Source organism: Pseudomonas sp. PDM13, from assembly GCF_025685765.1.
GTDB lineage: Bacteria > Pseudomonadota > Gammaproteobacteria > Pseudomonadales > Pseudomonadaceae > Metapseudomonas > Metapseudomonas solani.
In genome coordinates this window covers 18,392-42,023 of record NZ_JAOTQU010000013.1, presented here as the reverse complement: position 1 = coordinate 42,023, position 23,632 = coordinate 18,392, and the positions used below count along the sequence as shown (strand labels likewise).

Genomic DNA, 23,632 nt, shown 5'->3' with positions numbered 1-23,632 from the left:
TCACCCACCCGAGTTTTCTGAGGTCGTCTTCGTGTCCGAGTCCCGTTTGCGCACCCTGCGTGATCACATCCGCTGGGCGGTCAGCCGTTTCCATGCGGAAAACCTGTTCTTCGGCCATGGCACCGACAACGCCTGGGACGAAGCGCGCCAGCTGGTGCTGGGCGCGCTGCACCTGCCTTATGAAGTGGCCGACAGCTACCTCGATTGCCGCCTGGAAGACGACGAGCGCGCCCACGTCCAGGCGCTGCTGCGCCGCCGCATTCTCGAGCGTGTACCGGTGGCCTATCTGCTGGGCGAGGCCTGGTTCTGCGGCATGCCCTTCGTGGTGGACGAGCGCGTGCTGGTGCCGCGTTCCCCCATCGCCGAGCTGATCCAGCAGAACTTCGAGCCCTGGCTGGCCGCCGAGCCCGCGCGCATCCTCGACCTGTGCACCGGTTCCGGCTGCATCGGTATCGCCACGGCCCATGCCTTCCCCAATGCCGAAGTGGTGCTGGCCGACCTGTCTTTCGATGCCCTGGAAGTCGCCAACCTGAACATCGAGCGGCATGACCTGGAAGAGCGCGTCTTCACCGTCCAGGGCGACGGTTTCGAGGGGCTGCCGAACCAGCGTTTCGACCTGATCCTGTCCAACCCGCCCTATGTGGACGCCGAAGACTTCGCCGACATGCCCGAGGAGTTCCAGCACGAGCCGGCCATGGGCCTGGCGTGCGGTGACGACGGGCTGGACCTGGTGCGCCGGATGCTGGCCGAGGCCGCCGACCACCTCACCGAGCGCGGCACGCTGATCATCGAAGTGGGCAACAGCCAGGTACACGTCGAGGCGCTGTACCCGGAAGTGGATTTCACCTGGCTGGAGTTCGCCCATGGCGGCCACGGCGTGTTCCTGCTCAGTGCCAGCCAGTGCCGCGAGCACCAGGCGTTGTTCCGTTCGCGCCTGAACGGCTGAGCCACGGCAAGCCCGAAAGCCCGTCCCCGCCAGGCGACGGGCTTTTTCATGCCTGGGCATTTGGGGGGGACGTAGGGCGGGTGAAACCCGCGTGTCGGGTTGCACCCGACCTACAGGCCCTGCCTCGCATTGCGTGCGTGGGTAGCGCGCGGGCTCAGTGGGTGGCGATCCAGATCAGCAGCCCGGCCTGGAACACCGCGAACACCACCAGGCAGGCGATGGTGAAGCGCAGGCCACTGTCCTCGCGGCGAAAGGCGTTGACCTGCTGCTGCAGCTTGCGGATTTCGATCTCCTGCTGGTGCAGGTTGTGGTCGGCCTGCTGAAGCATGGCGGCAGCGTCGAGCATCTCGACGACCTGCACCTTTTCCTTGTTCCAATCCTCGTGCAGTTCGCTGACGCGCCCGGCACGGTATTCGGCCTTGAGCTGCAGGGCGTCGAGGTAGGTGACTTCGAAGCCCTGGGCCTTGAGAAAGTGATCCCGGCGCAGGCGGAGCTCTTCGGCCACCGCGTCCTTGGCCGCCAGGGCGCCGCCTTCGACCTTGTAGTGCGGCCAGTGGCGGCGGGCCCAGCCGATGCCGCGTGCCAGCAGGAAACGGCCCAGGCCGCGGTTCTGCGGTTCCAGTTGCAGGCCGCTGTCGGCGCCGAAACGCACCTCCTTGCTGCGGTGATCGGCCCAGACCTCGAACAGGTTCTGTTCCTTGCGCACCCGCTGGCCGGGCAGGTGCAGGCTCAGGTGCAGCACGCTCTGATCGGCGCTGTGGCGTTCCACCTCACCGAGCTGGACGAAGCGCAACGGCCGCGCGCCGGTCTGCCTGTCGGTGGGCAGCGGGGCGAGGCGCAGCAGCTGGAAACGCTCCGGCTCCAGGTCCGTCCACGGGTGTGGCTGGGCTATGGGTTCGGCGGTTTCCGTCTGTTCGGTTTCGTCTTCGGTCATCGAGCACAATCCTGTGGCTGGGCGCAGCGGGCCCCATGACGGCGCGCTGACCTGTCCCTTATCGGCCGTTTTCCCCGGCACTGGAGGGCAGCCGCTCGATGAAGGCGATCAGGCGCTCACCGAGCTCGCGGGCCAGGGGCAGGCCCGGGGAATTATAGGTGGCGAGCGGGTCGGGGGCATCCGCCGGGGTGATGCGCAGGATGTGGTTCATGCCGGGGATGATCGCCAGCTCGGCGTCCGGGCGGATCGCCTGCAGGGCGCGGGCGTCGTCCACGCTCACCTGGATGTCGTGGCTGCCCTGGACGATCAGCGCCGGCGCCTGCACGGCGGTGAAGGCGGCGGCCGGGTCCTTGGCGAACAGCGAGATGAGGTAGGGCTGCACGCTGGGGCGGTAGAGCACCAGCAGCGGCTTGGGCACGTGCAACACCTGATGCCCGGCCTTGAGGCTGGCGAGGATTTCGTCGCTGCGGGCCATCAGCGGCGGCGGCAAGCGCTGCTGCAACTGCTCGCGCAACAGCGCGTCGATGGGACGGGCGCTGCCGGCGATGGACACCAGCGCATCGGCCCCGGCACCCGGCGCGGCCAGGCTGGCGATCAAGGCGCCCTCGCTGTGGCCGATCAGCACCAGGCGCGAGAAGCGTGGGTCGGCCTTCAGCTTGCGGCCCCAGGCCACCGCATCGGCCACATAAAGGTCGACGCTCAGTTGCCGCTCGTCGGGGCCGGCGGCCTGGCTCGCGGCGATGCCGCGCTTGTCGTAACGCACGCTGGCGATGCCGTTGCGCGCCAGCAGCTCGGCGAGTTTCTTCAGGCTGTCGTTGCGCCCGCCCATGGGGTTGTTGCCGTTGCGGTCGGTGGGGCCGGAGCCGGCCAGCAGCAGCGCCACCGGCACCGGCGCGTCGGTCTTGGGCCGCAGCAGGGTGCCGTGCAGCGTGCCGGTGGCGGTCTCCAGCTCGATGGGGCGCTGGAGGATGGTCCAGGGGTCGGCCAGGGCGGTGCCGGTGAGGGTCAGGAAGAGGAGGGCGAGCAGGGGGCGGAGGCGTGGCATGAAGGGTTCCGGGTACGGCGATGTGGCTTGGACGCCGGCGCCGGCGCAAGGTTCGTGGGTGAACTGGCCGGGCGCCGCAGGTATACTCCTCGGCCTTTCTTCGAGGCCCAATTTCAGCGGAGCACTGTGCATGTCCGGCAACACCTACGGCAAGCTGTTCACCGTCACCACGGCTGGCGAAAGCCACGGCCCGGCGCTGGTCGCCATCGTCGACGGCTGCCCGCCGGGGCTGGAGCTTTCCCTGGACGACCTGCAACGTGACCTCGACCGCCGCAAGCCGGGCACCAGCCGTCACACCACCCAGCGCCAGGAAGCCGACGAGGTGGAAATCCTCTCCGGCGTCTTCGAGGGCCGCACCACCGGCTGCTCCATCGGCCTGCTGATCCGCAACACCGACCAGAAGTCCAAGGACTACTCGGCGATCAAGGACCTGTTCCGCCCGGCCCACGCCGACTACACCTACCACCACAAGTACGGCATCCGCGACTACCGTGGCGGCGGCCGTTCCTCGGCGCGCGAGACCGCCATGCGCGTCGCCGCCGGCGCCATCGCCAAGAAGTACCTGGCCACCCTGGGCATCAGTGTGCGCGGCTACATGAGCCAGCTCGGCCCGATCGAAATCCCCTTCAAGACCTGGGATTCGGTGGAGCAGAACGCCTTCTTCAGCCCCGACCCGGACAAGGTGCCGGAGCTGGAGGCCTACATGGACCAGCTGCGCCGTGACCAGGATTCCGTCGGTGCCAAGATCACCGTGGTCGCCGAAGGCGTGATGCCGGGCCTGGGCGAGCCGATCTTCGACCGCCTGGACGCCGAGCTGGCCCATGCGCTGATGAGCATCAACGCGGTGAAGGGCGTGGAGATCGGCGCCGGTTTCGCCAGCGTCGCCCAGCGTGGCACCGAGCACCGTGACGAGCTGACCCCGGAAGGCTTCCTCAGCAACAACGCCGGCGGCATCCTCGGCGGCATCTCCTCGGGCCAGCCGATCGTCGCCCACCTGGCGCTGAAGCCCACCTCCAGCATCACCACCCCGGGCCGTTCCATCGATGTCGACGGCAACCCGGTGGACGTGATTACCAAGGGCCGCCACGACCCCTGCGTCGGCATCCGCGCCACGCCCATCGCCGAAGCCATGATGGCCATCGTGCTGATGGACCACCTGCTGCGCCATCGCGGCCAGAACGCCGGCGTGCAGGTCGCCACCCCGGTGCTCGGCCAGCTGTGACGGGCAGCGCGCTGCCTTATTGGCGGCTGTCCGGTTTCTACCTGTTCTACTTCGCCCTGCTGGGCGCCACGGCGCCCTTCCTCGGGTTGTACTTCGCCCACCTGGGCTTCTCCCCGGCGCGCATCGGCGAGCTGGTGGCCATCCCCATGCTGATGCGCTGCGTGGCCCCCAACCTCTGGGGCTGGCTGGGTGATCGCAGCGGCCGGCGCCTGGCCATCGTGCGCTTCGGCGCGCTCTGCACCCTGTGCACCTTCGCCCTGATCTTCATCGACAAGAGCTACGCCTGGCTGGCGATGATCATGGCCCTGCACGCCTTCTTCTGGCACGCGGTGCTGCCGCAGTTCGAGGTGATCACCCTGGCGCACCTCAAGGAGCAGGCCGCGCGCTACAGCCAGATCCGCCTGTGGGGCTCCATCGGCTTCATCCTCACCGTGGTCGGCCTGGGCAAGGCCTTCGAGGTGTTCAGCCTGGACGTCTACCCGCTGGCGCTGGTGATCATCATGGCCGGCATCGTCGCCAGCAGCTGGTGGGTGCCCAACGCCACGCCGCTGGCCCGCGACAACGGCCTGGAGCAGGGCGGCTTCATCGCCCAGCTGCGCCAGCCGGGCGTACTGGCGTTCTACCTGTGCGTGGGGCTGATGCAGCTGTCCCACGGGCCTTACTACACCTTCCAGACCATCTACCTGGAGGCCCTCGGCTACCCGCGCGGCTTCATCGGCCAGCTCTGGGCGCTGGGCGTGGTGGCCGAGGTCTTGATGTTCCTGGTGATGGCGCGCATCCTCGCGCGGTTCTCGGTGCGCCAGGTGCTGGCCGCGAGCTTCCTGCTCGCGGCGTTGCGCTGGCTGCTGCTGGGCCATTTCGCCGACAACCTCGCGGTGCTGCTGTTCGCCCAAGTGCTCCATGCGGCGACCTTCGGCAGCTTCCATGCGGCGGCCATCCATTTCGTGCAACGCCAGTTCGGCCCGCAGCAGCAAGGCCAGGGCCAGGCGCTCTACGCGGCACTCGCCGGCACCGGCGGCGCGCTCGGAGCCCTGTACTCGGGTTACAGCTGGACCAGCCTGGGCTCCTCCTGGACCTTCGTCATCGCCAGCCTGGCAGCCATGGCCGCTGCCGTTATCATTGCCACTCAATTGAAAGAGGAGCGGGCATGAACCGCCAACAACTCGCCCAGCAGATCATCGATGCCGGTCGCTTCCTGTATGGACGCGGCTGGTCGCCGGCCACCAGCAGCAACTACTCCACGCGGCTGTCCGCCGACCAGGCGCTGCTGACCGTTTCCGGCAAGCACAAGGGCGAACTGGGCCTGGACGACGTCCTCGCCACCGACCTCGACGGCAACAGCCTGGAACCGGGCAAGAAGCCCTCCGCCGAAACCCTGCTGCACACCCAGCTGTACCGCTGGAAGCCGGAGATCGGCGCCGTGCTGCACACCCACTCGGTGAACGCCACCGTGCTCTCGCGCATGACCCTGGCCGACTCCCTGGTGTTCGCCGACTACGAGCTGCAGAAGGCCTTCAGCGGCATCGCCACCCACGAATCCCAGGTGCTGGTGCCGATCTTCGACAATGACCAGGACATCGCCCGCCTCGCCGCCAAGGTGCAGCCCTGGCTGGACGAGCACCCCGATTGCGTGGGCTACCTGATCCGTGGCCACGGCCTCTATACCTGGGGCCCGCGCATGAGCGATGCGCTGCGCCAGGTGGAAGCCTTCGAGTTTCTTTTCGAGTGCGAGCTGAAGGTTCGCGCCATCACCCGACCCTGACGCTTCCTTCCGCCGAAGGTGCATGACCGATAGTGCGTCCGCCCGACCCGCCCCAGAGCGGGAGCGCGGCGCCAGGAGTAGCCAGATGAGCAGCCTTACCGTCTACCACGAGACCAGCCCCGACGTACCGAACAAGGTACTGACCCATGTCGACGACATCGCCAGCACCCTCGCCGATGTCGGCGTGCGCTTCGAGCGCTGGCAGGCCAGTGCGCCGATCACCGCCGGTGCCCCGCAGGAGGAGGTGATCGCCGCCTACCGTCCGCAGATCGATGCGCTGATGAAGGAGCGCGGCTACGTTACCGTCGACGTGGTCAGCCTCGACCGCAGCCACCCGCAGAAGGCCGAGCTGCGCGCCAAGTTCCTCGACGAGCACCGCCATGCCGAGGACGAAGTGCGTTTCTTCGTCGCCGGGCGCGGCCTGTTCACCCTGCACATCGACGACTACGTCTATGCCGTGCTCTGCGAGAAGAACGACCTGATCTCGGTGCCCGCCGGTACCCGCCACTGGTTCGACATGGGCGAGGAGCCGCACTTCGTCGCCATCCGCCTGTTCAACAACCCCGAGGGCTGGGTGGCGCAGTTCACCGGCGAGGAGATCGCCAGCCGGTTCCCGCGGTTGGAGGATTGAGCGTCCGGTGCTGGGGGAAAAACGGTGGGCTGAAGCCCACCCTACGCCCACTCTACGCCCAGCCTGCGTCCACCCCCAGCCTGCGCTCGTCCCGCACTTGCCAGCAGCCCCGTTCGGGGCCCATTGAATAACGCGAAACCGGAGCCTGCATGCCCATCAAAGCCATCCTCACCGACATCGAAGGCACCACCAGCGCCGTCAGCTTCGTCTTCGACGTGCTCTTCCCCTATGCCGCCCGCCACCTGCCGGAGTTCGTGCTGACCCACGCCGAGCGGCCGGATGTCGCCGAGCAGCTGCAGGCGGTGCGCGTGGAGAGCGGTGAGCCGGCGGCCGAGCCGTTGCGGGTGGTGGAAATCCTCCTCGGCTGGATCGCCGAAGACCGCAAGGCCACGCCGTTGAAGGCGCTGCAGGGCATGGTCTGGGAACAGGGCTACGCCGCCGGCCAGCTCAAGGGCCACGTCTACCCGGACGCGGTGGAGGCGCTGAAGCGCTGGAAGCAGGACGGCTACGCGCTGTACGTCTATTCCTCCGGCTCGATCCAGGCGCAGAAGCTGATCTTCGGCTGCTCCGAGGCGGGCGACCTGACGCCGCTGTTCTCCGGCTACTTCGACACCACCTCCGGGCCCAAGCGCGAGGCGGCGTCCTATGGGCGCATCGCCGACGCCATCGGCCTTCCTGCCGGCGACATCCTTTTCCTCTCCGATGTGGTGCAGGAGCTGGACGCCGCCCAGCAGGCCGGCATGCCCACCATCGGCCTGGCCCGTGAAGGCGGCGAGCTGGGCAGCCACCCCACCGTGGCCAGCTTCGCGGTGATCGACCCGGCGCGCGCCTGAGCCCTGCCGGGCCTTACTGGTCCAGCCACACCGCGCGGTGATCCGAGCCGCGCCAGGGCAGGGTGCCCACCGCGCGCACCGGCCGTTCGCCGCGTACCAGGATGTGATCCAGCCCGAGCATGCCCGGCCACCAGGTGGGGCGGATGCGCGGGCTGGTCAGGCGCAGCCCGGCGTTGTCGAGAAAGTCCCGCAGGCGCGGTGAATAAGCCGTGATATTGAGATCCCCCAGTACCACCACCTCCGGCCCTTCGGCGGCGATACGCTCCGCCAGTTGCCGCAGTGATTCGTCACGGGCCAGCGCCAGATCGGCTCCCAGCGGCGGCGGTGGATGCAGGCCGAAGACCACCGTGCCGTCTTCCAGCTCGGCACGCAGGTAGGGGTAGCCGGCGGCAGGGCCGGTGAGTTCCAGCACCTGGCAGCGCTTCAGCGGCAGGCGCGAGAACAGCGCCAGGCCGAAGGGCGAATCGCTGTAGCGGGCGCAGGCCTCGAAGGGGCGCAGCGCGGCCAGTTGCTCGGACCAGGCGGGCGTGGCCTCGCTGACGAAAATCAGGTCCGCCTTCTGTTCTGCCAGCCAGCGGGCATCGGCGGCGGCATCCGCGTTGTCCTGCTTCAGGTTGAAGGCGAGGAAGCGCCGCGTGGGCGCATCGGTCGCCAGGGGCTCGGTGGGCAGCGGTGTCAGCGACCAGGCCAGGGCGCCCAGCCCGCACAGGGCGAACAGCAGCGAGGAGGCATTGCGCGGTTGCACGGCAGCGCCGACCAGCATCACCACCGCCTGGATCGGCATGAAGTGGCTGAGCAGCTCCAGGCCCCAGTGCAGGCGGCCGAACTGGCCAAGCACCAGGGTGACCAGGGCCAGCCAGGCGAGCTGGTTGAGGTGAAAGCGCAAGGCCTTGAGCACGCGTGCATCCTGGGTGGGTGGGAAAGGCGCGATTGTAGGGCCATCCGACGCGGCGTGGGAGCCTTGATGACGGTGCGGGGAACACCCTGGCCGGCGCCCGTGTCCTAACACTGGATAGCCACCCTGCAGGAGCCTGCCATGAGCCAACACGCGATGACCCTGTACGCCGTGCTGGGCACGCTGTACCTGCTGCTCACCGCCTGGGCGCTGTTCAACGTGCTGGGCAGCGGTGCGCGGCGCGAGCAGAAGGTCCTCTGGACCGCGCTGTTGCTGCTGTTCCCGCTGCTCGGGCTGTTCAACTGGGCCTGGATGGGGCCGCGTCGCCTGCACCGTTGATCCAGGCTCACCTATCCTGCACTCACAACCCCCGCAATAAGGAGCATCGCCATGGGTTCGATCCTCAACAGCCTCGCCGGGCTGATCATCCTCGCCCTGGATATCTGGGCCATCCTCAACGTCATCAAAAGCAATGTCGAGATCGGCATGAAGGTGTTGTGGATCCTGCTGATCGTGTTGCTGCCGGTGATCGGCCTGATCATCTGGGCCATCGCCGGGCCCCGCGGCAATGTGAGGATATGAGCCGGCGCTGCGGCGCCTGGCTGCTGCTCTGCGCCTGCCTGGCGCTGCCCGTTCACGCTTCCGAAGACGCCGCCTGGGCTGCCTTGCGCAGTGGCCAGGCGGTGTTTCTCATGCATCACGCCAGCGCACCGGGCGCGGGCGACCCGGACAGCTTCCGCCTCGGCGATTGCACCACCCAGCGCAACCTCGACGGTGGCGGGCGCTACCAGGCCCAGCAATGGGGCCAGCTGCTGCGTAGCCACTGGATCGAGGCGCCGCGCCTCTTCACCGGGCGCTGGTGCCGCACCCAGGACACCGCCCTGGAACTGCACATGGGCGCTTCGCAACCCATGGCCGAGCTGGATTACTTCGAGGGTGATACCGCCGCCATGCAGCGCATGCGCCAGGCCATCAACGCACTGCCGCGCGGCCTGCCGCTGGTGCTGGTGACCCACGGGGCGAACATGGCGGCGTTGACGGGAACGGCGGCGGCGCCGGACGAAGCCCTGATCGTCGCGCTGCCCCTCACCGAGCCGGCCCGGGTCCTGGCGCGCATCCCCGCACCGCACTAGACGCGCTAGATCAGCTGCAGCTGGTCCTGCACCGGCTGCACCGCCGCGCCCTCCAGGCGCAACAGGATGGCCTTGCGCTCCAGCCCGCCGCCGAAGCCGGTGAGGCTGCCGTCGCGGCCGATGACCCGGTGGCAGGGGATGATCACCGCGATGGGGTTGGCGCCGTTGGCCAGGCCGATGGCGCGTACCGCCTTGGGCCGGCCGATGCGCAGGGCCTGGGTGGCGTAGCTGATGGTCTGGCCGTAGGGGATTTCCAGCAGCGCCTGCCAGGCGGCCCGCTGGAACTCGGTGCCCTGGGGCGCCAGCTGCAGGTCAAAGCGTTTGCGCTTGCCGGCGAAGTACTCGTCCAGCTGGCGGCAGGCCTTGTCCAGCTGGCGGGCGGCGGGTTGCCAGAGCGGATCCAGCGCCGTGGACTGTTCGGTCTCCATGTGCAGCAGGCGCAGCCCGGCCTCGTCGCCGGCCAGCAGCAGCGGGCCTATGGGGCTGTCCTGATAGCGGAAGTACATGGATCAATTCTCCGATGCGTAGCTGTGCCAGAGGTAGACGGCGGCGTAGGCGCGCCAGGGCCGCCAGTGCTCGGCGCGGCTGGCCAGGGCCTTGGCGCTGATGCCGGTTTCCCCCCAGAAGGGTGACTTGAGCAGGCCCAGGTCGGCGGTGGGGAAGGCGTCCGGCTGGCCGAAGGCGCGCAGGGCGATGTATTCGGCGGTCCAGGGGCCGATGCCGGGCAGGGCGCAGAGCCGTGCGATGAGGGCTTCGACGCCCTCGGCCACCGAGAGTTCCAGGGCGCCGGAGGCCACCGCGTCGGCGAAGCGGCGCAGGGTTTCCACGCGCTTGCCGGGCATGCCGATACCCGGCAGCGGGTCATCGGCGATGGCACGAGCAGTGGGGAACAGGCGCAGGGGGCCGTCGTCGGGGGAGTCCGCCAGGGGCTCGCCGAGGCGTTCCACCAAGCGCCCGGCAATGGTCACCGCCGCCTTCACCGTCACCTGCTGGCCGATGATGGTGCGCACGCCCTGCTCGAAGGGGTCGAAGGCCACCGGCAGGCGCAGGCCCGGGTAGCGCTCCAGCAGGGGTTGCAGCTGCGGGTCGCCGCGCAGGTGCCGGGCGATGGCCAGGGGGTCGCTGTCGAGGTCGAACATCTGCCGCACCCGCGCCACCAGTTCCGCCTCGCGGCCGATGCACGAGGGGCTCAGTTCCAGGGTGAGGTGCCCGGCGCCGGGGCGCACGCGGAACCAGCCGTGCAGTTCGCCGAGGCGGAAGCTGCGGCAGTAGCTGGCGGCATCGATGCGTTCGACGCCGGGCAGCCGGCGCAGGGCGAAGTGGCGCAGGAACTGCTCCCAGCTCCAGGGTTCGATGTAAGGCAGGTGCAGGCCGGTGGCGGCGGGGAGGGATGCGTTCATGGCGCGACGATACCGCCGGTCGTGACGGCTGTCTCTCGGAAACTGACCATCGAATTCCTGGCCTTCACGGTTCGACCTGTAACCCGGGCCATCGTAGAATGCGCGCCTTTTCTTCGGGACGGACCCGGCTCGCCGCCCGCCCACCTGCAGCCATCACGGGAGACCCCTCATGAGCGACTACCAGGAAACTCTCTACGAAGGCTACGGCCAGCGTTTTCGCATGGACAAGCTGCTCCACGAAGTGCGCACCGAGCACCAACACCTGGTGATCTTCGAGAACCCGCGCATGGGCCGCGTCATGGCCCTGGACGGCGTGATCCAGACCACCGAGGCGGATGAGTTCATCTACCACGAGATGCTCACCCACGTGCCCATCCTCGCCCATGGCGCCGCGCGCCGCGTGCTGATCATCGGCGGTGGCGACGGCGGCATGCTGCGCGAAGTGCGCAAGCACAAGGGCGTCGAGAGCATCACCATGGTGGAGATCGACGGCACCGTGGTGGAGATGTGCAAGGAGTTCCTGCCCAACCACTCCAAGGGCGCCTATGAAGACCCGCGGCTGAACCTGGTGATCGACGACGGCATGCGCTTCGTCGCCAGCACCGAGGAGAAGTTCGACGTGATCATCTCCGACTCCACCGACCCGATCGGGCCGGGCGAGGTGCTGTTCTCCGAGAACTTCTACCAGGCCTGCCGCCGCTGCCTGAACGACGGCGGCATCCTGGTCACCCAGAACGGCACGCCCTTCATGCAACTGGGCGAGGTGCAGACCACTGCCGGCCGCATGAATGGCCTGTTCGCCGATTGGCACTTCTACCAGGCGGCCGTGCCCACCTACATCGGTGGCGCCATGACCTTCGCCTGGGGCGCCACCAACCCCGCGTCGCGCAAGGTCTCCCTGGACACCCTGCGCCAGCGCTTCGCCGGCAGCGGCATCGTCACCCGCTACTACAACCCCGAGATCCACCTCGGCGCCTTCGCCCTGCCGCAGTACGTGCTGCAAGCCATCGGCAAGCCGAGCAACGACTGAGCCGAGTGCCATGCAAAAGGCCCCGCGAGGGGCCTTTTTTGTGCCTGGAGGATGCCGGCAGCTTGTCGTAGGGCGGGTGAAACCCGCGATCCACGTGCACGGACAATGTCGGGTTGCACCCGACCTACGGGCTGTTGCGGCACACAACCTGTAGGGGCGAATTCATTCGCCCACGGGCAACGGCGTTGCCCTGATGGGGGCAGGGCAGCCCTGCGGGCTGCTTGGCGACTGAAGTCGCCCCTACAACGGCTGCGTTCAGCCACGACAGCAGGGCAACCCCAGCCGCCCTTACAGATCGTGATGCAGGTAGCTCGCCTGCTTCGGCAGCCGCAGGCTGAAGAGGAAGGCCACCACCATCATCGCCGAGACGTACCAGTAGAAGGTCTCCTCCATGCCGATGGACTTCAGCCCCAGGGCCGCGTATTCCGCCGAGCCGCCGAAGATGGCGTTGGCCACCGCGTAGGCCAGGCCGACGCCCAGGGCGCGGACTTCCGGGGGGAACATCTCGGCCTTCACCAGCCCGCTGATGGAGGTGTAGAGGCTGACGATGGCCAGGGCGAGGATGATCAGCGCGAAGGCGATGTAGGGGCTCTGCACGCCCTTGAGCGCGGTAAGGATGGGCCAGGTGCACAGCGCACCGAGGGCGCCGAACCAGAGCATCGAGGTGCGCCGGCCGATGCGGTCGGAGAGGGCGCCGAACAGCGGTTGCATGAGCATGTAGACGAACAGCGCGCAGGTCATCACGGCACTGGCGGTCTTGGTGGTCATGCCGGCGCTGTTGACCAGGTATTTCTGCATGTAGGTGGTGAAGGTGTAGAAGATCAGCGAGCCGCCGGCGGTGTAGCCGAGCACGGTGACGAAGGCACGCTTGTGGTGGCGGAACAGGTGGCCCAGGCTGCCGGATTCCTCGTTGTGCAACTGGTCCTCGCGGGCGGTCTCGTTCAGCGAGCGGCGCAGGTAGAAGGCGATCACCGCCGTCGCCGCGCCGATCACGAAGGGAATGCGCCAGCCCCAGGCGCGCAGTTCGTCCTCGCTCAGCAACTGCTGCAGGATCACCACCACCAGCACCGCCAGCAGCTGGCCGCCGATCAGGGTCACGTACTGGAAGGAAGCGAAGAAACCGCGCTGGCCCTTCAGCGCCACCTCGCTCATGTAGGTGGCCGTGGTGCCGTACTCGCCGCCCACCGACAGTCCCTGGAACAGCCGCGCCACCAGCAGCAGCGCCGGGGCCAGGGCGCCGATGCTGGCGTAGGTGGGCATGAAGGCGATGGCCAGGGAGCCGGCGCACATCATCAGCACCGAGATCATCATCGAGATCTTGCGCCCGTACTTGTCGGCCACGCGGCCGAACAGCCAGCCGCCGATGGGGCGCATGAGGAAGCCCGCAGCGAACACGCCGGCGGTGTTCAGCAACTGCACGGTCGGGTCGTCGGAGGGGAAGAAGGCCGGGGCGAAATAGATGGAGCAGAAGGCGTAGACGTAGAAGTCGAACCACTCCACCAGGTTGCCGGAAGAGGCGCCGACTATGGCGAACACGCGTTTGCGGCGTTCTTCGAAGCTGTAGTGCGGATGGGGGCTCTCGAGGTGTTCGGTCGTGCTGCTCATGGGGCGTGGCACTCGCTCTGGAATGAGTTCCGGGCCGCGTCCTTGAGCGGAAGCGGGCCGGGCCTGTCCATTGGATTGACTGCCGATGTCACAAAATGTTGCGGCGTCCTGATATCAGCCAAGCCCCGGTTGGGCGGAAACGCAACGACCGCAGGGCGGGTGGCCGGCGGCCTATGCGGGCCAGCTCCCGGGCCGAAGCCCGGGCTAGGGAATCGGGGCGGGGGCCGGGGCGGGCCTGGGCGCGGGGATCACCGGGCCCAGGCACAGCTGCATGGCCACGCGGTTGGCGAGGCCGAAGGCTTCTTCCTCCTTGAGGCGGCGGATCAGCTCGTCATGCAGCTCGTCCTCCTCCAATGGGCGGAAGCCGAGGCGGGCGTAGTAGGGCGCATTCCACGGCAGGTCGGCGAAGGTGGTCAGGTACAGCGCTTCGTGGCCGCGTGCCTCGGCCCAGTCGCGGGCGGCGGCGATGAGCCGGCGGCCGATGCCACGACGGCCCAGGGCGGGCAGCACGTCCAGTTCCGACAGCAGCGCGATGCCACCGAGCACCTCCACCAGGGCGAAGCCCACGGCGATGCCGCCTTCGTCCTGGGCCACCCACAGACGGCCCTCGGCCTGGCCCTGGGCCAGCAGCGCCTGGGGCACGGTCTGTTCGCGCAGCAACGCAGGGATGGCCTGTTCGGGGAACAGGCTGGCGGCGGCGCGTTCGATCTCGGCCAAAGCTGCCAGGTGGCGCGGCTCGGCGGGTACCACGGCGTAGTCGTCGGCCTGGCCCATCAACGCCACTCCCCTTGCTGGTCCACCAGGGTGCGTTCGCCACGGGTCACGCTCAGGTGGCCGTCCTCGCTGACGAAGTAATGGGTATCGCCGTTGTTGAACTCGTAGCCCAGGGAATGGCAGGGGGTGACGCCGTCGGCGCACATGCGCATCAGCTGGCGGCCCTTGAGTTCCAGGGTGTTGCCGCTCTTCTTGCTGGTGCCGCGATAGAGCACGTTGTCACAGCCGACCGTGCCTTCTTCGCACTGGTCGATGATCTCGATGCGGTAGCCGCGGGTTTCCAGGGTCTGGGCCAGCAGCGGGCCGGCGGCGAGCAGCAGGGGCAGGGCGAGGGCGTATCTCATGAAAGGGCGTTCCGGGGCTGGAGTTGGCTGCGGTACTGGCCGGGCGTGATGCCCTTCCAGCGCTTGAAAGCATGGATGAAGTTGGACAGCTCGCCATAGCCGAGGCGTTCGGCGATCTCTTCCAGTCGGATGCCATCGGCGGCCAGCAGTTCCTCGGCCAGGGCGTTGCGCACCTCTTCCTGCAACTGGCGGAAGGAGGTGCCCTCGGCGTCCAGGCGGCGGCGCAGGGTGCGCGAGGTCATGTGCAGTTCAGTGGCGATGCGCTCCATGTCCGGCACCTGGCCGGGCTGCGACAGCAGGCGATCGCGGATGCGCCCGGCGAGCCCCGCGCGCACCCGGCGGCGGGCCAGCAGCGCCTTGCACTGGGCCTCACACTGCTGCGCCACCTGGGGGTTGGCGCCGGGCAGCGGCAGGTCGAGCAGGGCGCGGGCGAAGACGATGCGGTTCTCCGGCGCGGCGAAGCTCGGCGTCACCCCCAGCAGCTCGCGGTAGGGCCTGGCGTCGGCGGGGGCGGGCAGGGCCAGGCTGACGCGGGTCAGCGGCAGGTCGGCGTTGTTCAGGTCGCGTTGCACGCTGAGGGCGCCGGAGATGTCGCGCTCCAGCAGGAAGCCGCGCAGGTCCTCGGGCAGGCCGCGCCCTTCGAGCACGAGGTGCGCTTCATCGTCGTGTTCTTCCAGGCGCATGCTGTGGAAGGCGTAGGTCAGGTCCAGGTAGCGCAGGCCCAGTTCGGCGGCGCTGCGGTAGGTGGGGCTGCTGAGCAGGGCGAAGCCCCAGATGCCATAGGTGCTGAGGTGGTAGCGGCGGCCTGCCTTGAGGCCGATGCCGGGGATGTGCCCCAGCGCCTGGACGATGTTGCGCACCAGGGCCAGCTCCTGGTCGGCATTGACCTCGGCGCCGGGGTCGGCGAGGGCGTTCCAGTCCAGCTGGGTGCCGGCCAGACAATGTTCCACCGAGAGGCCGTGGTCGAGGCCGAACTGGGTGAGCAGCTGCACGCTGATGGCGCTGCGGCGGGGTGGCCAGTGGGCGATGTCCTGCATGGGGCGGGCGTCCTTTGCGGTTTCTGTCCGAAAAACACAATTCGCTGTCCGATCATGCCATAAACAGCGGTCGCTGCCGCGCATTAGCATCCGTTCATCCGCACGCCGGGCGGCTCAGCTCCACCGGCGGTTGCGGCGAGCATGGGAGATAACAATGAATAACAATCCCCAGCACCCGGCGCCCCTGCGCGTGCTGATCATCGGGGCCGGTTTCGGCGGCCTCGGCCTGGCCATCCGCCTGCAGCAATGCGGCATCGAGGATTTCCTCATCCTCGAAAAGGCCGACGACCTGGGCGGTACCTGGCGCGACAACACCTACCCCGGCGCGGCCTGCGACGTGCCTTCGCACCTCTACTCCTTCTCCTTCGAGCCCAAGCTCGACTGGTCGCGCAAGTTCGCGCCCCAGGCGGAGATCCACGCCTACCAGCAGCAGTGCGCCGAGCGCCACGGCCTGCGCCGGCGCATCCGCTTCGCCACCGAGGTGGCCTCCGCCAGCTTCGACGAGGCGGCGGCGCTGTGGCGGGTGGAGACCACGACGGGCGAGCACTTCAGCGCCCAGGCCCTGGTCAGTGCCTGCGGCCAGCTGAACCGCCCGGCGGTGCCGCGCCTGCCCGGCATCGAGAACTTCAGCGGCGAGGTGTTCCATTCGGCGCGCTGGAACCATGACTACGACCTGGCCGGCAAGCGCGTGGCGGTGATCGGCACCGGTGCCAGCGCCATCCAGTTCGTGCCGCAGATCGCCCGCAAGGTGGCGCAGCTGCACCTGTTCCAGCGCTCTGCCGCCTACGTGATCGCCAAGCCCGACCGCGCCTACCGCCCCTGGGAGCTGGCGTTGATGAAGCGCCTGCCGGCGCTGCAGAAGGTCGACCGCCTGCTCAAGTACGTCCAGCACGAGGCGCGGGCCCTGGCCTTCACCGTGTTCCCGCCGCTGATGAAGGCCATGCGCCTGAGCTTCCACCTGCACCTGGCGCGGGGCATCCGCGACCCCGAGCTGCGCCGGCGCCTGCAGCCGGACTACCCACTGGGCTGCAAGCGCATCCTCATCTCCAACGATTTCTACCCGGCCCTGGCCCAGGACAACGTCGAGCTGGTGGACCAGGCCATCGCCAGCATCAGTGAACGCGGTGTGCTCACCGCCGATGGTCGCGAGCGCGAAGTCGACGCGATCATCTACGGCACCGGTTTCGCCGCCACCGACTTCCTCGCCCCCATGAGCATTCACGGGCGTGGCGGGCGCGACCTCAACGAGGCCTGGCGCGAGGGCGCCGAAGCCTACCTGGGCATCAGCGTCAGCGGCTTCCCCAACCTGTTCATCCTCTACGGGCCGAACACCAACCTGGGGCACAACTCCATCCTCTACATGCTGGAAAGCCAGTTCGCCTACGTGCTCGGCTGCCTGCACGCGCTGAAGCGCGACGGCCTGCGCTACATGGACCTCAAGCCCGAGGTGCAGCGTCGCTTCAACGACAAGCTGCAGCACGCCGTGCGCCATACCGTGTGGGAGCGCGGTTGCAACAGCTGGTACAAGACCGCCGATGGCCGCAACACCAACAACTGGCCCGGCTTCACCCTGACCTACCGCCAACAGACCCGCCAACCGGAGCTCGACCACTATGAATGCGTCCGTTGATTTCATCGCCCCCGATGCCGGCCAGCCGCTGCTGCGTGCGGTGTTGCGCGGGGGCTTGCGGGTGCTGTTCCGGGGCCTGGTGCGCCCGCCGATGCCCATCGCCGGGCAGCGGGCGGTGATCCGCGCGCTGACGGCCACGCCCGTGTCGATGCGCGGCGTCACCCGCAGCCGCGACAGCCTCGGCGGCGTGCCCTGCGAATGGCACCGCCCGGTAAGCGACAACGGCAGCGTGCTGCTCTACCTGCATGGCGGCGCCTTCCTGATCGGCGCCGCCTCCACCCACCGCGCCATCACCGCCACCCTGGCGCGGCGGGGCGGGTTCGCCGTCTGCGCGCTGGATTACCGCCTGGCGCCCGAGCACCCGTTCCCGGCCGCCCGCCAGGATGCCGTAGCCGCCTACCGTGCCTTGTTGGCCCAGGGCTACGCCAGCGAGCGCATCTTCATCGGCGGCGACTCCGCCGGGGGCAACCTCAGCCTGATCACCGCCCTGGAGCTGGCGCGCCAGGGGCTGCCGCAGCCCGCGGGGCTGGTGCTGTTGTCGCCGGTCACCGATTTCAGCGGCGAGCAGATGCACCAGCCGCCGGCGGGCGACCCGCTGCTCAACCCGCTGTGGATGGAGCAGGCCATCAGCCTCTACGCCCCGGCGGGGCTGGACCGTCGCGACCCCGGCCTGTCGCCGATCTACGCCGACCTGGCCGGCCTGCCGCCGATCCTGGTGCAGGTGGGCGAGGACGAACTGCTGCTCAACGACAGCCTGCGCCTGGCCGACGTCGCGCGGGCGGCCGGAGTGCCGGTGCGCCTGGAGCGCTACCCCGGCCTGTGGCACGTGTTCCAGGCCCACGCCGGCATGCTGCGCGCCGCCGACCAGGCGCTGGCCAGCATCCTCGCCTTCATCCGTGCCCGCAGCGGCGAGGGGGCCTGAGATGCACAACATCCTGATCACCGGGGCCGCTTCCGGCATCGGCCGGGCCACCGCGCGGCTGTTCCACGAGAAGGGCTGGACGGTGGGCCTGCTGGACATCGCCCCGCAGCCCCTGGAGGAACTCTCCGCCGAGCTGGGCGGGCTCTGGCACCAGGCCCTGGACGTCACCGACCTGGCTGCCGTCGAAAGCACCCTGGCGGATTTCTGCGGGTGCCACGACGGCCAGCTGCGGCTGCTGTTCAACTGCGCGGGGTTGCTGCGTTTCGGCCACTTCGAGGCGATCGACATGGCCGAGCACGCGCGCATCCTCGCGGTGAACGTGCTGGGCCTGGTGCAGATGACCCACGCCGCCTTTCCCTACCTCAAGGCCACCGCCGACGCCCAGGTCATCAACATGGGCTCGGCCTCGGGCCTCTATGGCACGCCGCACATGGCCAGCTACTCCGCCTCCAAGTTCGCCGTGCGCGGCTTCACCGAGGGCCTGGAGCTGGAATGGCGCCGCCATGGCATCCGCGTCGGCGACCTGATGCCACCCTTCGTGCGCACGCCCATGGTCGAGAGCCAGCGCTTCGAGCCGCCGACCCTGCGCCGCCTGGGGGTCAACCTCAAGGCCGAGGACGTTGCCGAGGCGGCCTGGCAGCAGGCCCATGGCGCCGCCGTGCACCGGCCCATCAGTGCGCTGTTCAAGCTGATGTACTGGTCCGGGCAGGTGTCGCCGCCCTGGATCAGCCGCCTGATCATGGGTTGGTTGAGCCGGGAATAGGGCACGCCGAGGGCCTGCACGCCGGGTTGGCGATAAGCCCGGAGAACGGGCGCGGGGTGAGGTTCTATGGAGCGCTCGCCCGGCGCCACTCCCGTGCCGCCCGTCGTGCCGGGGGCGGGAAAATTCGCCCTCCGGCGGGCAGACCGGCCGAGCTGACGCTACCCTGCATTCTGATGCAGTAGATCGTTGTGCGTGAGCTGAAGCAGCGGCCGGTTCCGCTTTCGCGGGCCTGGCCAGGGCCCTGTCCCATGTCCGTGGGGCAGCCCCGTGGCGGCGCCGCCGGGCGTCGCGAGGCCGAATCCTTCGGCCGTCTACAAGCGAAACTCATCAATCGCCAGAGAGGAGGTCGTAACCATGAGCACAACCTTCCACGATGACGTCAGCAGCAATGTTCTGCGCCGCATGAAAGAGGGCGGTTTCGATTTCGCCCGTGTGCACCCCATCGAGTTCTACGCCATCTTCCCCGACGAGGACCGGGCCCGGATGGCGGCGCGAAAATTCAGTGGCGAGTGGTTGAATGCCCAGGTTTCCCCCCGTGACGACGGGGCATGGCACCTGCAGGTGAGCAAGGTCATGTATGCCACCCATTCCGGTATCGGTGATTTCGAGCACGACCTGGAGGAGCTGGTCGTACCACTGGGCGGAACCCTGGATGGATGGGGCGTGACCCAGGAATTGGCGGCGCCCGCGCGCTGAATTCCCGTTCCCTTGTGCAATCACCGGCCAGCCTCGTGCTGGCCGGTGTCGTTTCCGCAGTCGGAAAACTTACATTTTCCTGACTCGACCTCGGCACGGGCTTTGCCTCAGACTGCGGAAACGGAGGGTTCACATGACCGATATCCTGATTCTTACCCACGCGGATTTCTGCCCGCCCGGCCACCTCGCGAGCCTGCTGGACGCGGAGCAGCGGGCCTTCACGGTGCTGCGCGTGGACCAGGGCGAGTTGCAGGGCTATGACCTCGACCGCCCGAAAGCGGTAGCCGTGATGGGCGGGCCGATGAGCGTGAACGACCCACTGCCCTGGATCGAGGCGGAAATCGAAGCGCTACGGCATTTCATCGCGCGGGACATCCCCATCATCGGCCACTGCCTCGGTGGCCAGTTGCTGGCCCGGGCCCTGGGTGCCGCGGTGCATCGCATGCCCTACACCGAGATCGGCTGGCAGCCCCTGGAGAAACGCGCACTGGCAGTGGGCAACCCCTGGGTGGCGCACCTGCCCATGCAGTTCCCGGTCTACCAGTGGCACAGCGACACTTTCGACCTGCCCAGCGGCGCCCAGTGGCTGTTCGACAGCCCCTGGTGCCCGAACCAGGGCTTCGCCTGGGGTGACAAGGTGCTGGCCCTGCAAGGCCACCCGGAAATGACCGAGGAGCTGGTACAGCTCTGGCTGACCGACTGGGCCCACCTGCTCGACGAGACCCAGCCCAGCCAGCAGGCCAGGGGCCGCATGCTCACCGACTTGCCGGCCAAGGTGGAGGCGCTGCACGGGGTGGCGGAGGGGTTCTACCGCCGCTGGCTGGACCTGGCCTTCCAGGATCAGCCCCTGCGCATGGCCCCCGCCTTGAGCGCCTAGCGCTGGGTTCCGGTGGGCTGAAGCCCACCCTACGGCTGGGTTCAGGTGGGCTGAACGTAGGGCGGGTGAAACCCGCGGCGTTACGCACCATTGTCGGGTTGCACCCGACCTACATCAGGCGCAGACCCTGTAGGGGCGAATTCATTCGCCAAGCGGCGCGCAGCGCCGCCGCTCTTGTGGGCGTGAACGCTAGCGCCCACCCATGATCGCGATGTAGTCCTGGGTCCAGCGGCTGTAGGGCACGCATTGCCCGTCGCCGCACTTGGCCTGGGGTGTCTTCCAGAAGGCGATCTTGTCGAACTGGTCGTAGCCATTGGTGGCGCAGCCGCCGGCGCCGAGCAGTTCGCTGCCGCTGCAGCCCTTGGGCACCGCCGGCACCGAGCCGAACCAGGCGGCCACATCGCCCTGCACCTTGGGCTCCAGGGACCAGTTCATCCACTTGTAGGCGCAGTTGGGGTGCTTGGCTTCGGCGTGCAGCATGGTGGTGTCGGCCCAGCCGGTGGAGCCTTCCACGGGAATGGTCGAGGCGATGGGCTGCTTGTCGCCGCGCAGGGCGTTGACCTGGTAGGGCCAGGAGCCCGACGCGACCACGCCTTCGTTCTTGAAGTCGCTCATCTGCACCGTCGCGTCGTGCCAGTAGCGGTGGATCAGCGGCTGCTGGCCGCGCAGCAGGGCGATCACGGCGGCGTACTGTTCCTCGTTCAGTGCATAGGGGTCGCCGATGCCCAGCTCGGGCCGGGTGGTGCGCAGGTAAAGGGCGGCGTCGGCGATGTAGATGGGGCCGTCATAGGCCTGCACGCGGCCCTTGTTGCTCTTGCCGTCGGGCAGGGTGGTTTCCTCGAACACCACCTTCCAGCTGGTCGGCGCCTTGGGGAACACCTGGGTGTTGTACATCAGCACGTTCGGCCCCCACTGGTAGGGCGTGCCGAAGTGCTGCCCGGCCACGCTGTGCCAGGGCGCATCCTTGAGCCGGTCGTCGAGGTTCTTCCAGTTGGGGATCAGCGCGGTGTTGATCGGCTGCACGCGCTTGCCCGCCACCAGGCGCAGGGAGGCATCGCCCGAGGCGGTGACCAGGTCGTAGCCGCCCTTGGCCATCAGGCTGACCATCTCGTCGGAGGTGGCGGCGGTCTTCACGTTGACCTTGCAGCCGCTGTCCTTCTCGAAGGCGGTGACCCAGTCGTAGGCCTTGTCGGTTTCGCCGCGCTCGATGTAGCCGGGCCAGGCAATGATGTCGAGCGCGCCTTCGCCCTCGCCGAGCTGCTTCAGGGGTTCGGCGGCCTGCAGCGCGCCGCTGAGCAACAGGCTGGCGCAGGCGAAGGCCGGGAGGGTGGTCCGGATGAAAGGCATGGTCGACTCCTGTTGCGGCTGCGGGCGGAGCCTGGGCGGCGGACGCCGGAGGGGCGGGCCTTGAGGCGGGAGGTGCTCAAGGCAGCGTAGTTCGGGGCCTATGGCCTGACAAGCGCGGTTACCGACGGCACCGGGCAGGCGCGCGGGGGTGTCCTAGACTGCTTGCGTGGGCGCATTCGCGATAAGCGAAGAAATAGGGAACAAGTACGCGCAGGCCCCCGTCCTAATTCGTATCGCCGCCAAACGGGGCGGTAGCCACCGTTCCGCTCTCCCGCCTGCACCAAGGCAGTGCGCGGTGGCGAGTGGCTGGGTGCAAGTCATTGATACGTATAGGGTTGAGTCGCTGGCACGAGGCTTGCGACTGCAAGATGGTCGGTGGTGACAAGGAGTCCGGCATGGCCCGCACCTTTTTTGACGAAATGTATGACGCGAACGGCGACTGTCGTCCGCATTACCGGGAATTCGCCCGCTGGTTGGCCGAGACCCCCGAGGAACTGCTTGCCCAGAGGCGGCGCGAAGCCGACCTGCTGTTCCACCGGGCAGGCATCACCTTCACCCTCTACGGGGACGAGCAGGGCACCGAGCGCCTGATCCCCTTCGACACCATTCCCCGCTCCATCCCCATGAGCGAGTGGCGCGTCGTCGAACGGGGCTGCATCCAGCGCGTCAAGGCGCTGAACATGTTCCTCGCCGACCTCTACCACGGCCAGCGCATCATCAAGGCGGGCATCGTCCCGGCCGAGCAGGTGCTGGCCAACGAGGGCTACCAGATCGCCATGCAGGGCCTGGACCTGCACCGCGACATCTACGCCCATATCGCCGGCGTGGACCTTGTGCGCGACGGCGACGGCACCTACTACGTGCTCGAAGACAACCTGCGGACTCCCAGTGGCGTCAGCTACATGCTGGAAGACCGCAAGATGATGATGCGCCTGTTCCCCGAGCTGTTCTCGGCCCAGCGCGTAGCTCCCATCGACCACTACCCGAACCTGCTGCTGGAGACCCTCAAGAGCTCCAGCCCGCTGGATAACCCCAGCGTCGTGGTGCTCACCCCGGGGCGTTTCAACAGCGCCTACTTCGAGCACGCCTTCCTTGCCCGCGAGATGGGCGTGGAGCTGGTGGAGGGCGCCGACCTGTTCGTCCGCGACGACCGCGTCTACATGCGCACCACCTCCGGCCCGCAGCCGGTGGACGTGATCTACCGCCGCCTCGACGACGCCTTCCTCGACCCGCTGGCCTTCAACCCGGATTCCATGCTCGGCGTGCCCGGCCTGCTGGCGGCCTACCGCTCCGGCAACGTGGTGCTGGCCAACGCCATCGGCACAGGGGTGGCGGACGACAAGTCGGTCTACCCCTACGTCGGCGACATGATCCGCTTCTACCTCGACGAGGAACCGATTCTCGCCAACGTCCCCACCTGGCAGTGCCGCAAGCCCGAGGAGCTGTCCCACGTGCTGGCCAACCTGCCGGAACTGGTGGTGAAGGAAACCCAGGGCTCCGGCGGCTACGGCATGCTGGTCGGCCCGGCCGCCACCAAGGCCGAGATCGAAGCCTTCCGCGAACGCCTCAAGGCACGCCCGGAGGCCTACATCGCCCAGCCCACGCTGAGCCTCTCCACCTGCCCGACCTTCGTCGAGAAGGGCATCGCCCCGCGGCATATCGACCTGCGCCCGTTCGTCCTCTCCGGCCGCGAAACGCGCCTGGTGCCGGGTGGCCTGACGCGTGTCGCGCTGCGCGAGGGCTCGCTGGTGGTCAACTCGTCGCAGGGCGGCGGTACCAAAGACACCTGGATCGTGGAGGACTGAC

26 protein-coding genes are annotated in these 23,632 nt (G+C 68.3%); 16 read left to right on the top strand and 10 right to left on the bottom strand.

Features of this window, described 5'->3' with window-relative positions:
- Window positions 1-31: 31 nt before the first annotated feature.
- On the top strand, window positions 32-946 hold the full coding sequence (prmB, locus tag OEJ36_RS14985) for a 50S ribosomal protein L3 N(5)-glutamine methyltransferase (protein WP_263402160.1): 915 nt from the start codon (window positions 32-34) through the stop codon (window positions 944-946).
- Window positions 947-1,100: 154 nt separating this feature from the next.
- Here prmB and OEJ36_RS14980 read toward each other — a convergent pair whose 3' ends face one another.
- Together OEJ36_RS14980 and OEJ36_RS14975 are read right to left on the bottom strand one after the other, a co-directional pair.
- Window positions 1,101-1,880 (bottom strand): hypothetical protein, encoded by a 780-nt coding sequence (locus OEJ36_RS14980; RefSeq protein ID WP_263402159.1) that lies wholly within the window; start codon window positions 1,878-1,880, stop codon window positions 1,101-1,103.
- Between the two features lie 58 nt (window positions 1,881-1,938).
- A complete protein-coding gene (locus tag OEJ36_RS14975; RefSeq protein WP_263402158.1) occupies window positions 1,939-2,925 on the bottom strand; it encodes an alpha/beta hydrolase in 987 nt (328 codons plus the stop codon).
- A gap of 130 nt (window positions 2,926-3,055) precedes the next feature.
- Between OEJ36_RS14975 and aroC the strand changes: the two genes are divergently transcribed.
- The 5 genes from aroC to mtnC all read left to right on the top strand — a co-directional run bounded on the left by aroC (window position 3,056) and on the right by mtnC (window position 7,373).
- A complete protein-coding gene (gene aroC, locus OEJ36_RS14970) occupies window positions 3,056-4,147 on the top strand; it encodes a chorismate synthase (protein ID WP_021222663.1) in 1,092 nt (363 codons plus the stop codon).
- Window positions 4,144-5,298, top strand: a complete 1,155-nt coding sequence (locus tag OEJ36_RS14965) for an MFS transporter (RefSeq protein ID WP_263402157.1) — start codon at window positions 4,144-4,146, stop codon at window positions 5,296-5,298. The genes aroC and OEJ36_RS14965 overlap by 4 nt, the downstream gene beginning before the upstream one ends.
- Window positions 5,295-5,909, top strand: coding sequence for a methylthioribulose 1-phosphate dehydratase (locus OEJ36_RS14960; RefSeq protein ID WP_184490881.1), 615 nt, complete (start codon window positions 5,295-5,297; stop codon window positions 5,907-5,909). Before OEJ36_RS14965 ends, OEJ36_RS14960 begins: the two co-directional genes overlap by 4 nt.
- A gap of 85 nt (window positions 5,910-5,994) precedes the next feature.
- Window positions 5,995-6,540: a 1,2-dihydroxy-3-keto-5-methylthiopentene dioxygenase gene (locus OEJ36_RS14955; RefSeq protein WP_021222660.1), complete on the top strand. Its 546-nt coding sequence runs from the start codon at window positions 5,995-5,997 to the stop codon at window positions 6,538-6,540.
- Window positions 6,541-6,689: 149 nt separating this feature from the next.
- Window positions 6,690-7,373 (top strand): acireductone synthase, encoded by a 684-nt coding sequence (gene mtnC, locus OEJ36_RS14950; RefSeq protein WP_184490883.1) that lies wholly within the window; start codon window positions 6,690-6,692, stop codon window positions 7,371-7,373.
- 13 nt (window positions 7,374-7,386) lie between these two features.
- On the opposite strand, the gene OEJ36_RS14945 is transcribed toward mtnC, so the two are convergent.
- Window positions 7,387-8,271, bottom strand: coding sequence for an endonuclease/exonuclease/phosphatase family protein (locus OEJ36_RS14945; protein ID WP_263402156.1), 885 nt, complete (start codon window positions 8,269-8,271; stop codon window positions 7,387-7,389).
- A gap of 138 nt (window positions 8,272-8,409) precedes the next feature.
- Here OEJ36_RS14945 and OEJ36_RS14940 point away from each other — a divergent pair, with 138 nt between their 5' ends.
- The 3 genes from OEJ36_RS14940 to OEJ36_RS14930 are packed head-to-tail and all read left to right on the top strand — an operon-like array spanning window position 8,410 to window position 9,401.
- Window positions 8,410-8,607, top strand: a complete 198-nt coding sequence (locus OEJ36_RS14940) for a PLDc N-terminal domain-containing protein (RefSeq protein ID WP_263402155.1) — start codon at window positions 8,410-8,412, stop codon at window positions 8,605-8,607.
- 51 nt (window positions 8,608-8,658) lie between these two features.
- Complete coding sequence (locus OEJ36_RS14935; protein WP_043244146.1) at window positions 8,659-8,850, top strand: PLDc N-terminal domain-containing protein; 192 nt, start codon at window positions 8,659-8,661, stop codon at window positions 8,848-8,850.
- The gene (locus OEJ36_RS14930) at window positions 8,847-9,401 is read left to right on the top strand and encodes a histidine phosphatase family protein (protein WP_263402154.1); all 555 of its coding nucleotides are present in this window, start codon (window positions 8,847-8,849) and stop codon (window positions 9,399-9,401) included. Before OEJ36_RS14935 ends, OEJ36_RS14930 begins: the two co-directional genes overlap by 4 nt.
- 5 nt (window positions 9,402-9,406) lie before the next feature.
- Here the strand turns inward: OEJ36_RS14930 and OEJ36_RS14925 are convergent, their stop codons facing one another.
- Both OEJ36_RS14925 and OEJ36_RS14920 read right to left on the bottom strand, forming a co-directional pair.
- On the bottom strand, window positions 9,407-9,907 hold the full coding sequence (locus OEJ36_RS14925; RefSeq protein WP_263402153.1) for a methylated-DNA--[protein]-cysteine S-methyltransferase: 501 nt from the start codon (window positions 9,905-9,907) through the stop codon (window positions 9,407-9,409).
- A gap of 3 nt (window positions 9,908-9,910) precedes the next feature.
- Window positions 9,911-10,801 (bottom strand): DNA-3-methyladenine glycosylase family protein, encoded by an 891-nt coding sequence (locus tag OEJ36_RS14920; protein ID WP_263402152.1) that lies wholly within the window; start codon window positions 10,799-10,801, stop codon window positions 9,911-9,913.
- 169 nt (window positions 10,802-10,970) lie between these two features.
- Here OEJ36_RS14920 and speE point away from each other — a divergent pair, with 169 nt between their 5' ends.
- The gene (gene speE / locus OEJ36_RS14915; RefSeq protein ID WP_263402151.1) at window positions 10,971-11,831 is read left to right on the top strand and encodes a polyamine aminopropyltransferase; all 861 of its coding nucleotides are present in this window, start codon (window positions 10,971-10,973) and stop codon (window positions 11,829-11,831) included.
- A gap of 288 nt (window positions 11,832-12,119) precedes the next feature.
- Here the strand turns inward: speE and OEJ36_RS14910 are convergent, their stop codons facing one another.
- From OEJ36_RS14910 to OEJ36_RS14895, 4 genes are all read right to left on the bottom strand, one after another.
- Entirely contained in the window at window positions 12,120-13,436 is a 1,317-nt protein-coding gene (locus OEJ36_RS14910) for an MFS family transporter (RefSeq protein ID WP_263402150.1), read from the bottom strand.
- 204 nt (window positions 13,437-13,640) lie between these two features.
- Window positions 13,641-14,210, bottom strand: coding sequence for a GNAT family N-acetyltransferase (locus OEJ36_RS14905; protein WP_263402149.1), 570 nt, complete (start codon window positions 14,208-14,210; stop codon window positions 13,641-13,643).
- A complete protein-coding gene (locus OEJ36_RS14900; RefSeq protein ID WP_263402148.1) occupies window positions 14,210-14,554 on the bottom strand; it encodes a hypothetical protein in 345 nt (114 codons plus the stop codon). Before OEJ36_RS14900 ends, OEJ36_RS14905 begins: the two co-directional genes overlap by 1 nt.
- Window positions 14,551-15,591, bottom strand: a complete 1,041-nt coding sequence (locus OEJ36_RS14895) for an AraC family transcriptional regulator (protein WP_263402147.1) — start codon at window positions 15,589-15,591, stop codon at window positions 14,551-14,553. The genes OEJ36_RS14900 and OEJ36_RS14895 overlap by 4 nt, the downstream gene beginning before the upstream one ends.
- Window positions 15,592-15,745: 154 nt before the next feature.
- Here OEJ36_RS14895 and OEJ36_RS14890 point away from each other — a divergent pair, with 154 nt between their 5' ends.
- The 5 genes from OEJ36_RS14890 (at window position 15,746) to OEJ36_RS14870 (ending at window position 20,479) form a co-directional block, all read left to right on the top strand.
- Window positions 15,746-17,221 (top strand): flavin-containing monooxygenase, encoded by a 1,476-nt coding sequence (locus OEJ36_RS14890; protein ID WP_263402146.1) that lies wholly within the window; start codon window positions 15,746-15,748, stop codon window positions 17,219-17,221.
- Window positions 17,205-18,143, top strand: coding sequence for an alpha/beta hydrolase (locus tag OEJ36_RS14885; protein WP_263402145.1), 939 nt, complete (start codon window positions 17,205-17,207; stop codon window positions 18,141-18,143). Before OEJ36_RS14890 ends, OEJ36_RS14885 begins: the two co-directional genes overlap by 17 nt.
- A 1-nt stretch (window position 18,144) precedes the next feature.
- Window positions 18,145-18,906, top strand: coding sequence for an SDR family oxidoreductase (locus OEJ36_RS14880; RefSeq protein ID WP_263402144.1), 762 nt, complete (start codon window positions 18,145-18,147; stop codon window positions 18,904-18,906).
- A gap of 354 nt (window positions 18,907-19,260) precedes the next feature.
- Window positions 19,261-19,602 carry a ribonuclease E inhibitor RraB gene (locus OEJ36_RS14875; protein ID WP_021222644.1) on the top strand — a complete coding sequence of 114 codons (342 nt, stop codon included), beginning with the start codon at window positions 19,261-19,263 and terminating at the stop codon, window positions 19,600-19,602.
- Between the two features lie 133 nt (window positions 19,603-19,735).
- On the top strand, window positions 19,736-20,479 hold the full coding sequence (locus OEJ36_RS14870; protein WP_263402143.1) for a type 1 glutamine amidotransferase: 744 nt from the start codon (window positions 19,736-19,738) through the stop codon (window positions 20,477-20,479).
- 189 nt (window positions 20,480-20,668) lie between these two features.
- Here the strand turns inward: OEJ36_RS14870 and ydcS are convergent, their stop codons facing one another.
- A complete protein-coding gene (gene ydcS, locus OEJ36_RS14865; RefSeq protein WP_263402142.1) occupies window positions 20,669-21,826 on the bottom strand; it encodes a putative ABC transporter substrate-binding protein YdcS in 1,158 nt (385 codons plus the stop codon).
- 395 nt (window positions 21,827-22,221) lie between these two features.
- Here ydcS and OEJ36_RS14860 point away from each other — a divergent pair, with 395 nt between their 5' ends.
- The gene (locus OEJ36_RS14860; RefSeq protein ID WP_263402141.1) at window positions 22,222-23,631 is read left to right on the top strand and encodes a circularly permuted type 2 ATP-grasp protein; all 1,410 of its coding nucleotides are present in this window, start codon (window positions 22,222-22,224) and stop codon (window positions 23,629-23,631) included.
- Window position 23,632 lies beyond the last annotated feature (1 nt).

Bases quoted from the DNA above. Each gene is read 5' to 3' on its own strand.
- OEJ36_RS14980 (WP_263402159.1), bottom strand. From the start codon at position 1,880: ATGACCGAAGACGAAACCGAACAGACGGAAACCGCCGAACCCATAGCC.
- OEJ36_RS14975 (WP_263402158.1), bottom strand. From the start codon at position 2,925: ATGCCACGCCTCCGCCCCCTGCTCGCCCTCCTCTTCCTGACCCTCACC.
- aroC (WP_021222663.1), top strand. From the start codon at position 3,056: ATGTCCGGCAACACCTACGGCAAGCTGTTCACCGTCACCACGGCTGGC.
- OEJ36_RS14960 (WP_184490881.1), top strand. From the start codon at position 5,295: ATGAACCGCCAACAACTCGCCCAGCAGATCATCGATGCCGGTCGCTTC.
- OEJ36_RS14955 (WP_021222660.1), top strand. From the start codon at position 5,995: ATGAGCAGCCTTACCGTCTACCACGAGACCAGCCCCGACGTACCGAAC.
- mtnC (WP_184490883.1), top strand. From the start codon at position 6,690: ATGCCCATCAAAGCCATCCTCACCGACATCGAAGGCACCACCAGCGCC.
- OEJ36_RS14940 (WP_263402155.1), top strand. From the start codon at position 8,410: ATGAGCCAACACGCGATGACCCTGTACGCCGTGCTGGGCACGCTGTAC.
- OEJ36_RS14935 (WP_043244146.1), top strand. From the start codon at position 8,659: ATGGGTTCGATCCTCAACAGCCTCGCCGGGCTGATCATCCTCGCCCTG.
- OEJ36_RS14930 (WP_263402154.1), top strand. From the start codon at position 8,847: ATGAGCCGGCGCTGCGGCGCCTGGCTGCTGCTCTGCGCCTGCCTGGCG.
- OEJ36_RS14925 (WP_263402153.1), bottom strand. From the start codon at position 9,907: ATGTACTTCCGCTATCAGGACAGCCCCATAGGCCCGCTGCTGCTGGCC.
- OEJ36_RS14920 (WP_263402152.1), bottom strand. From the start codon at position 10,801: ATGAACGCATCCCTCCCCGCCGCCACCGGCCTGCACCTGCCTTACATC.
- speE (WP_263402151.1), top strand. From the start codon at position 10,971: ATGAGCGACTACCAGGAAACTCTCTACGAAGGCTACGGCCAGCGTTTT.
- OEJ36_RS14910 (WP_263402150.1), bottom strand. From the start codon at position 13,436: ATGAGCAGCACGACCGAACACCTCGAGAGCCCCCATCCGCACTACAGC.
- OEJ36_RS14905 (WP_263402149.1), bottom strand. From the start codon at position 14,210: ATGGGCCAGGCCGACGACTACGCCGTGGTACCCGCCGAGCCGCGCCAC.
- OEJ36_RS14900 (WP_263402148.1), bottom strand. From the start codon at position 14,554: ATGAGATACGCCCTCGCCCTGCCCCTGCTGCTCGCCGCCGGCCCGCTG.
- OEJ36_RS14895 (WP_263402147.1), bottom strand. From the start codon at position 15,591: ATGCAGGACATCGCCCACTGGCCACCCCGCCGCAGCGCCATCAGCGTG.
- OEJ36_RS14890 (WP_263402146.1), top strand. From the start codon at position 15,746: ATGAATAACAATCCCCAGCACCCGGCGCCCCTGCGCGTGCTGATCATC.
- OEJ36_RS14885 (WP_263402145.1), top strand. From the start codon at position 17,205: ATGAATGCGTCCGTTGATTTCATCGCCCCCGATGCCGGCCAGCCGCTG.
- OEJ36_RS14880 (WP_263402144.1), top strand. From the start codon at position 18,145: ATGCACAACATCCTGATCACCGGGGCCGCTTCCGGCATCGGCCGGGCC.
- OEJ36_RS14875 (WP_021222644.1), top strand. From the start codon at position 19,261: ATGAGCACAACCTTCCACGATGACGTCAGCAGCAATGTTCTGCGCCGC.
- OEJ36_RS14870 (WP_263402143.1), top strand. From the start codon at position 19,736: ATGACCGATATCCTGATTCTTACCCACGCGGATTTCTGCCCGCCCGGC.
- ydcS (WP_263402142.1), bottom strand. From the start codon at position 21,826: ATGCCTTTCATCCGGACCACCCTCCCGGCCTTCGCCTGCGCCAGCCTG.
- OEJ36_RS14860 (WP_263402141.1), top strand. From the start codon at position 22,222: ATGGCCCGCACCTTTTTTGACGAAATGTATGACGCGAACGGCGACTGT.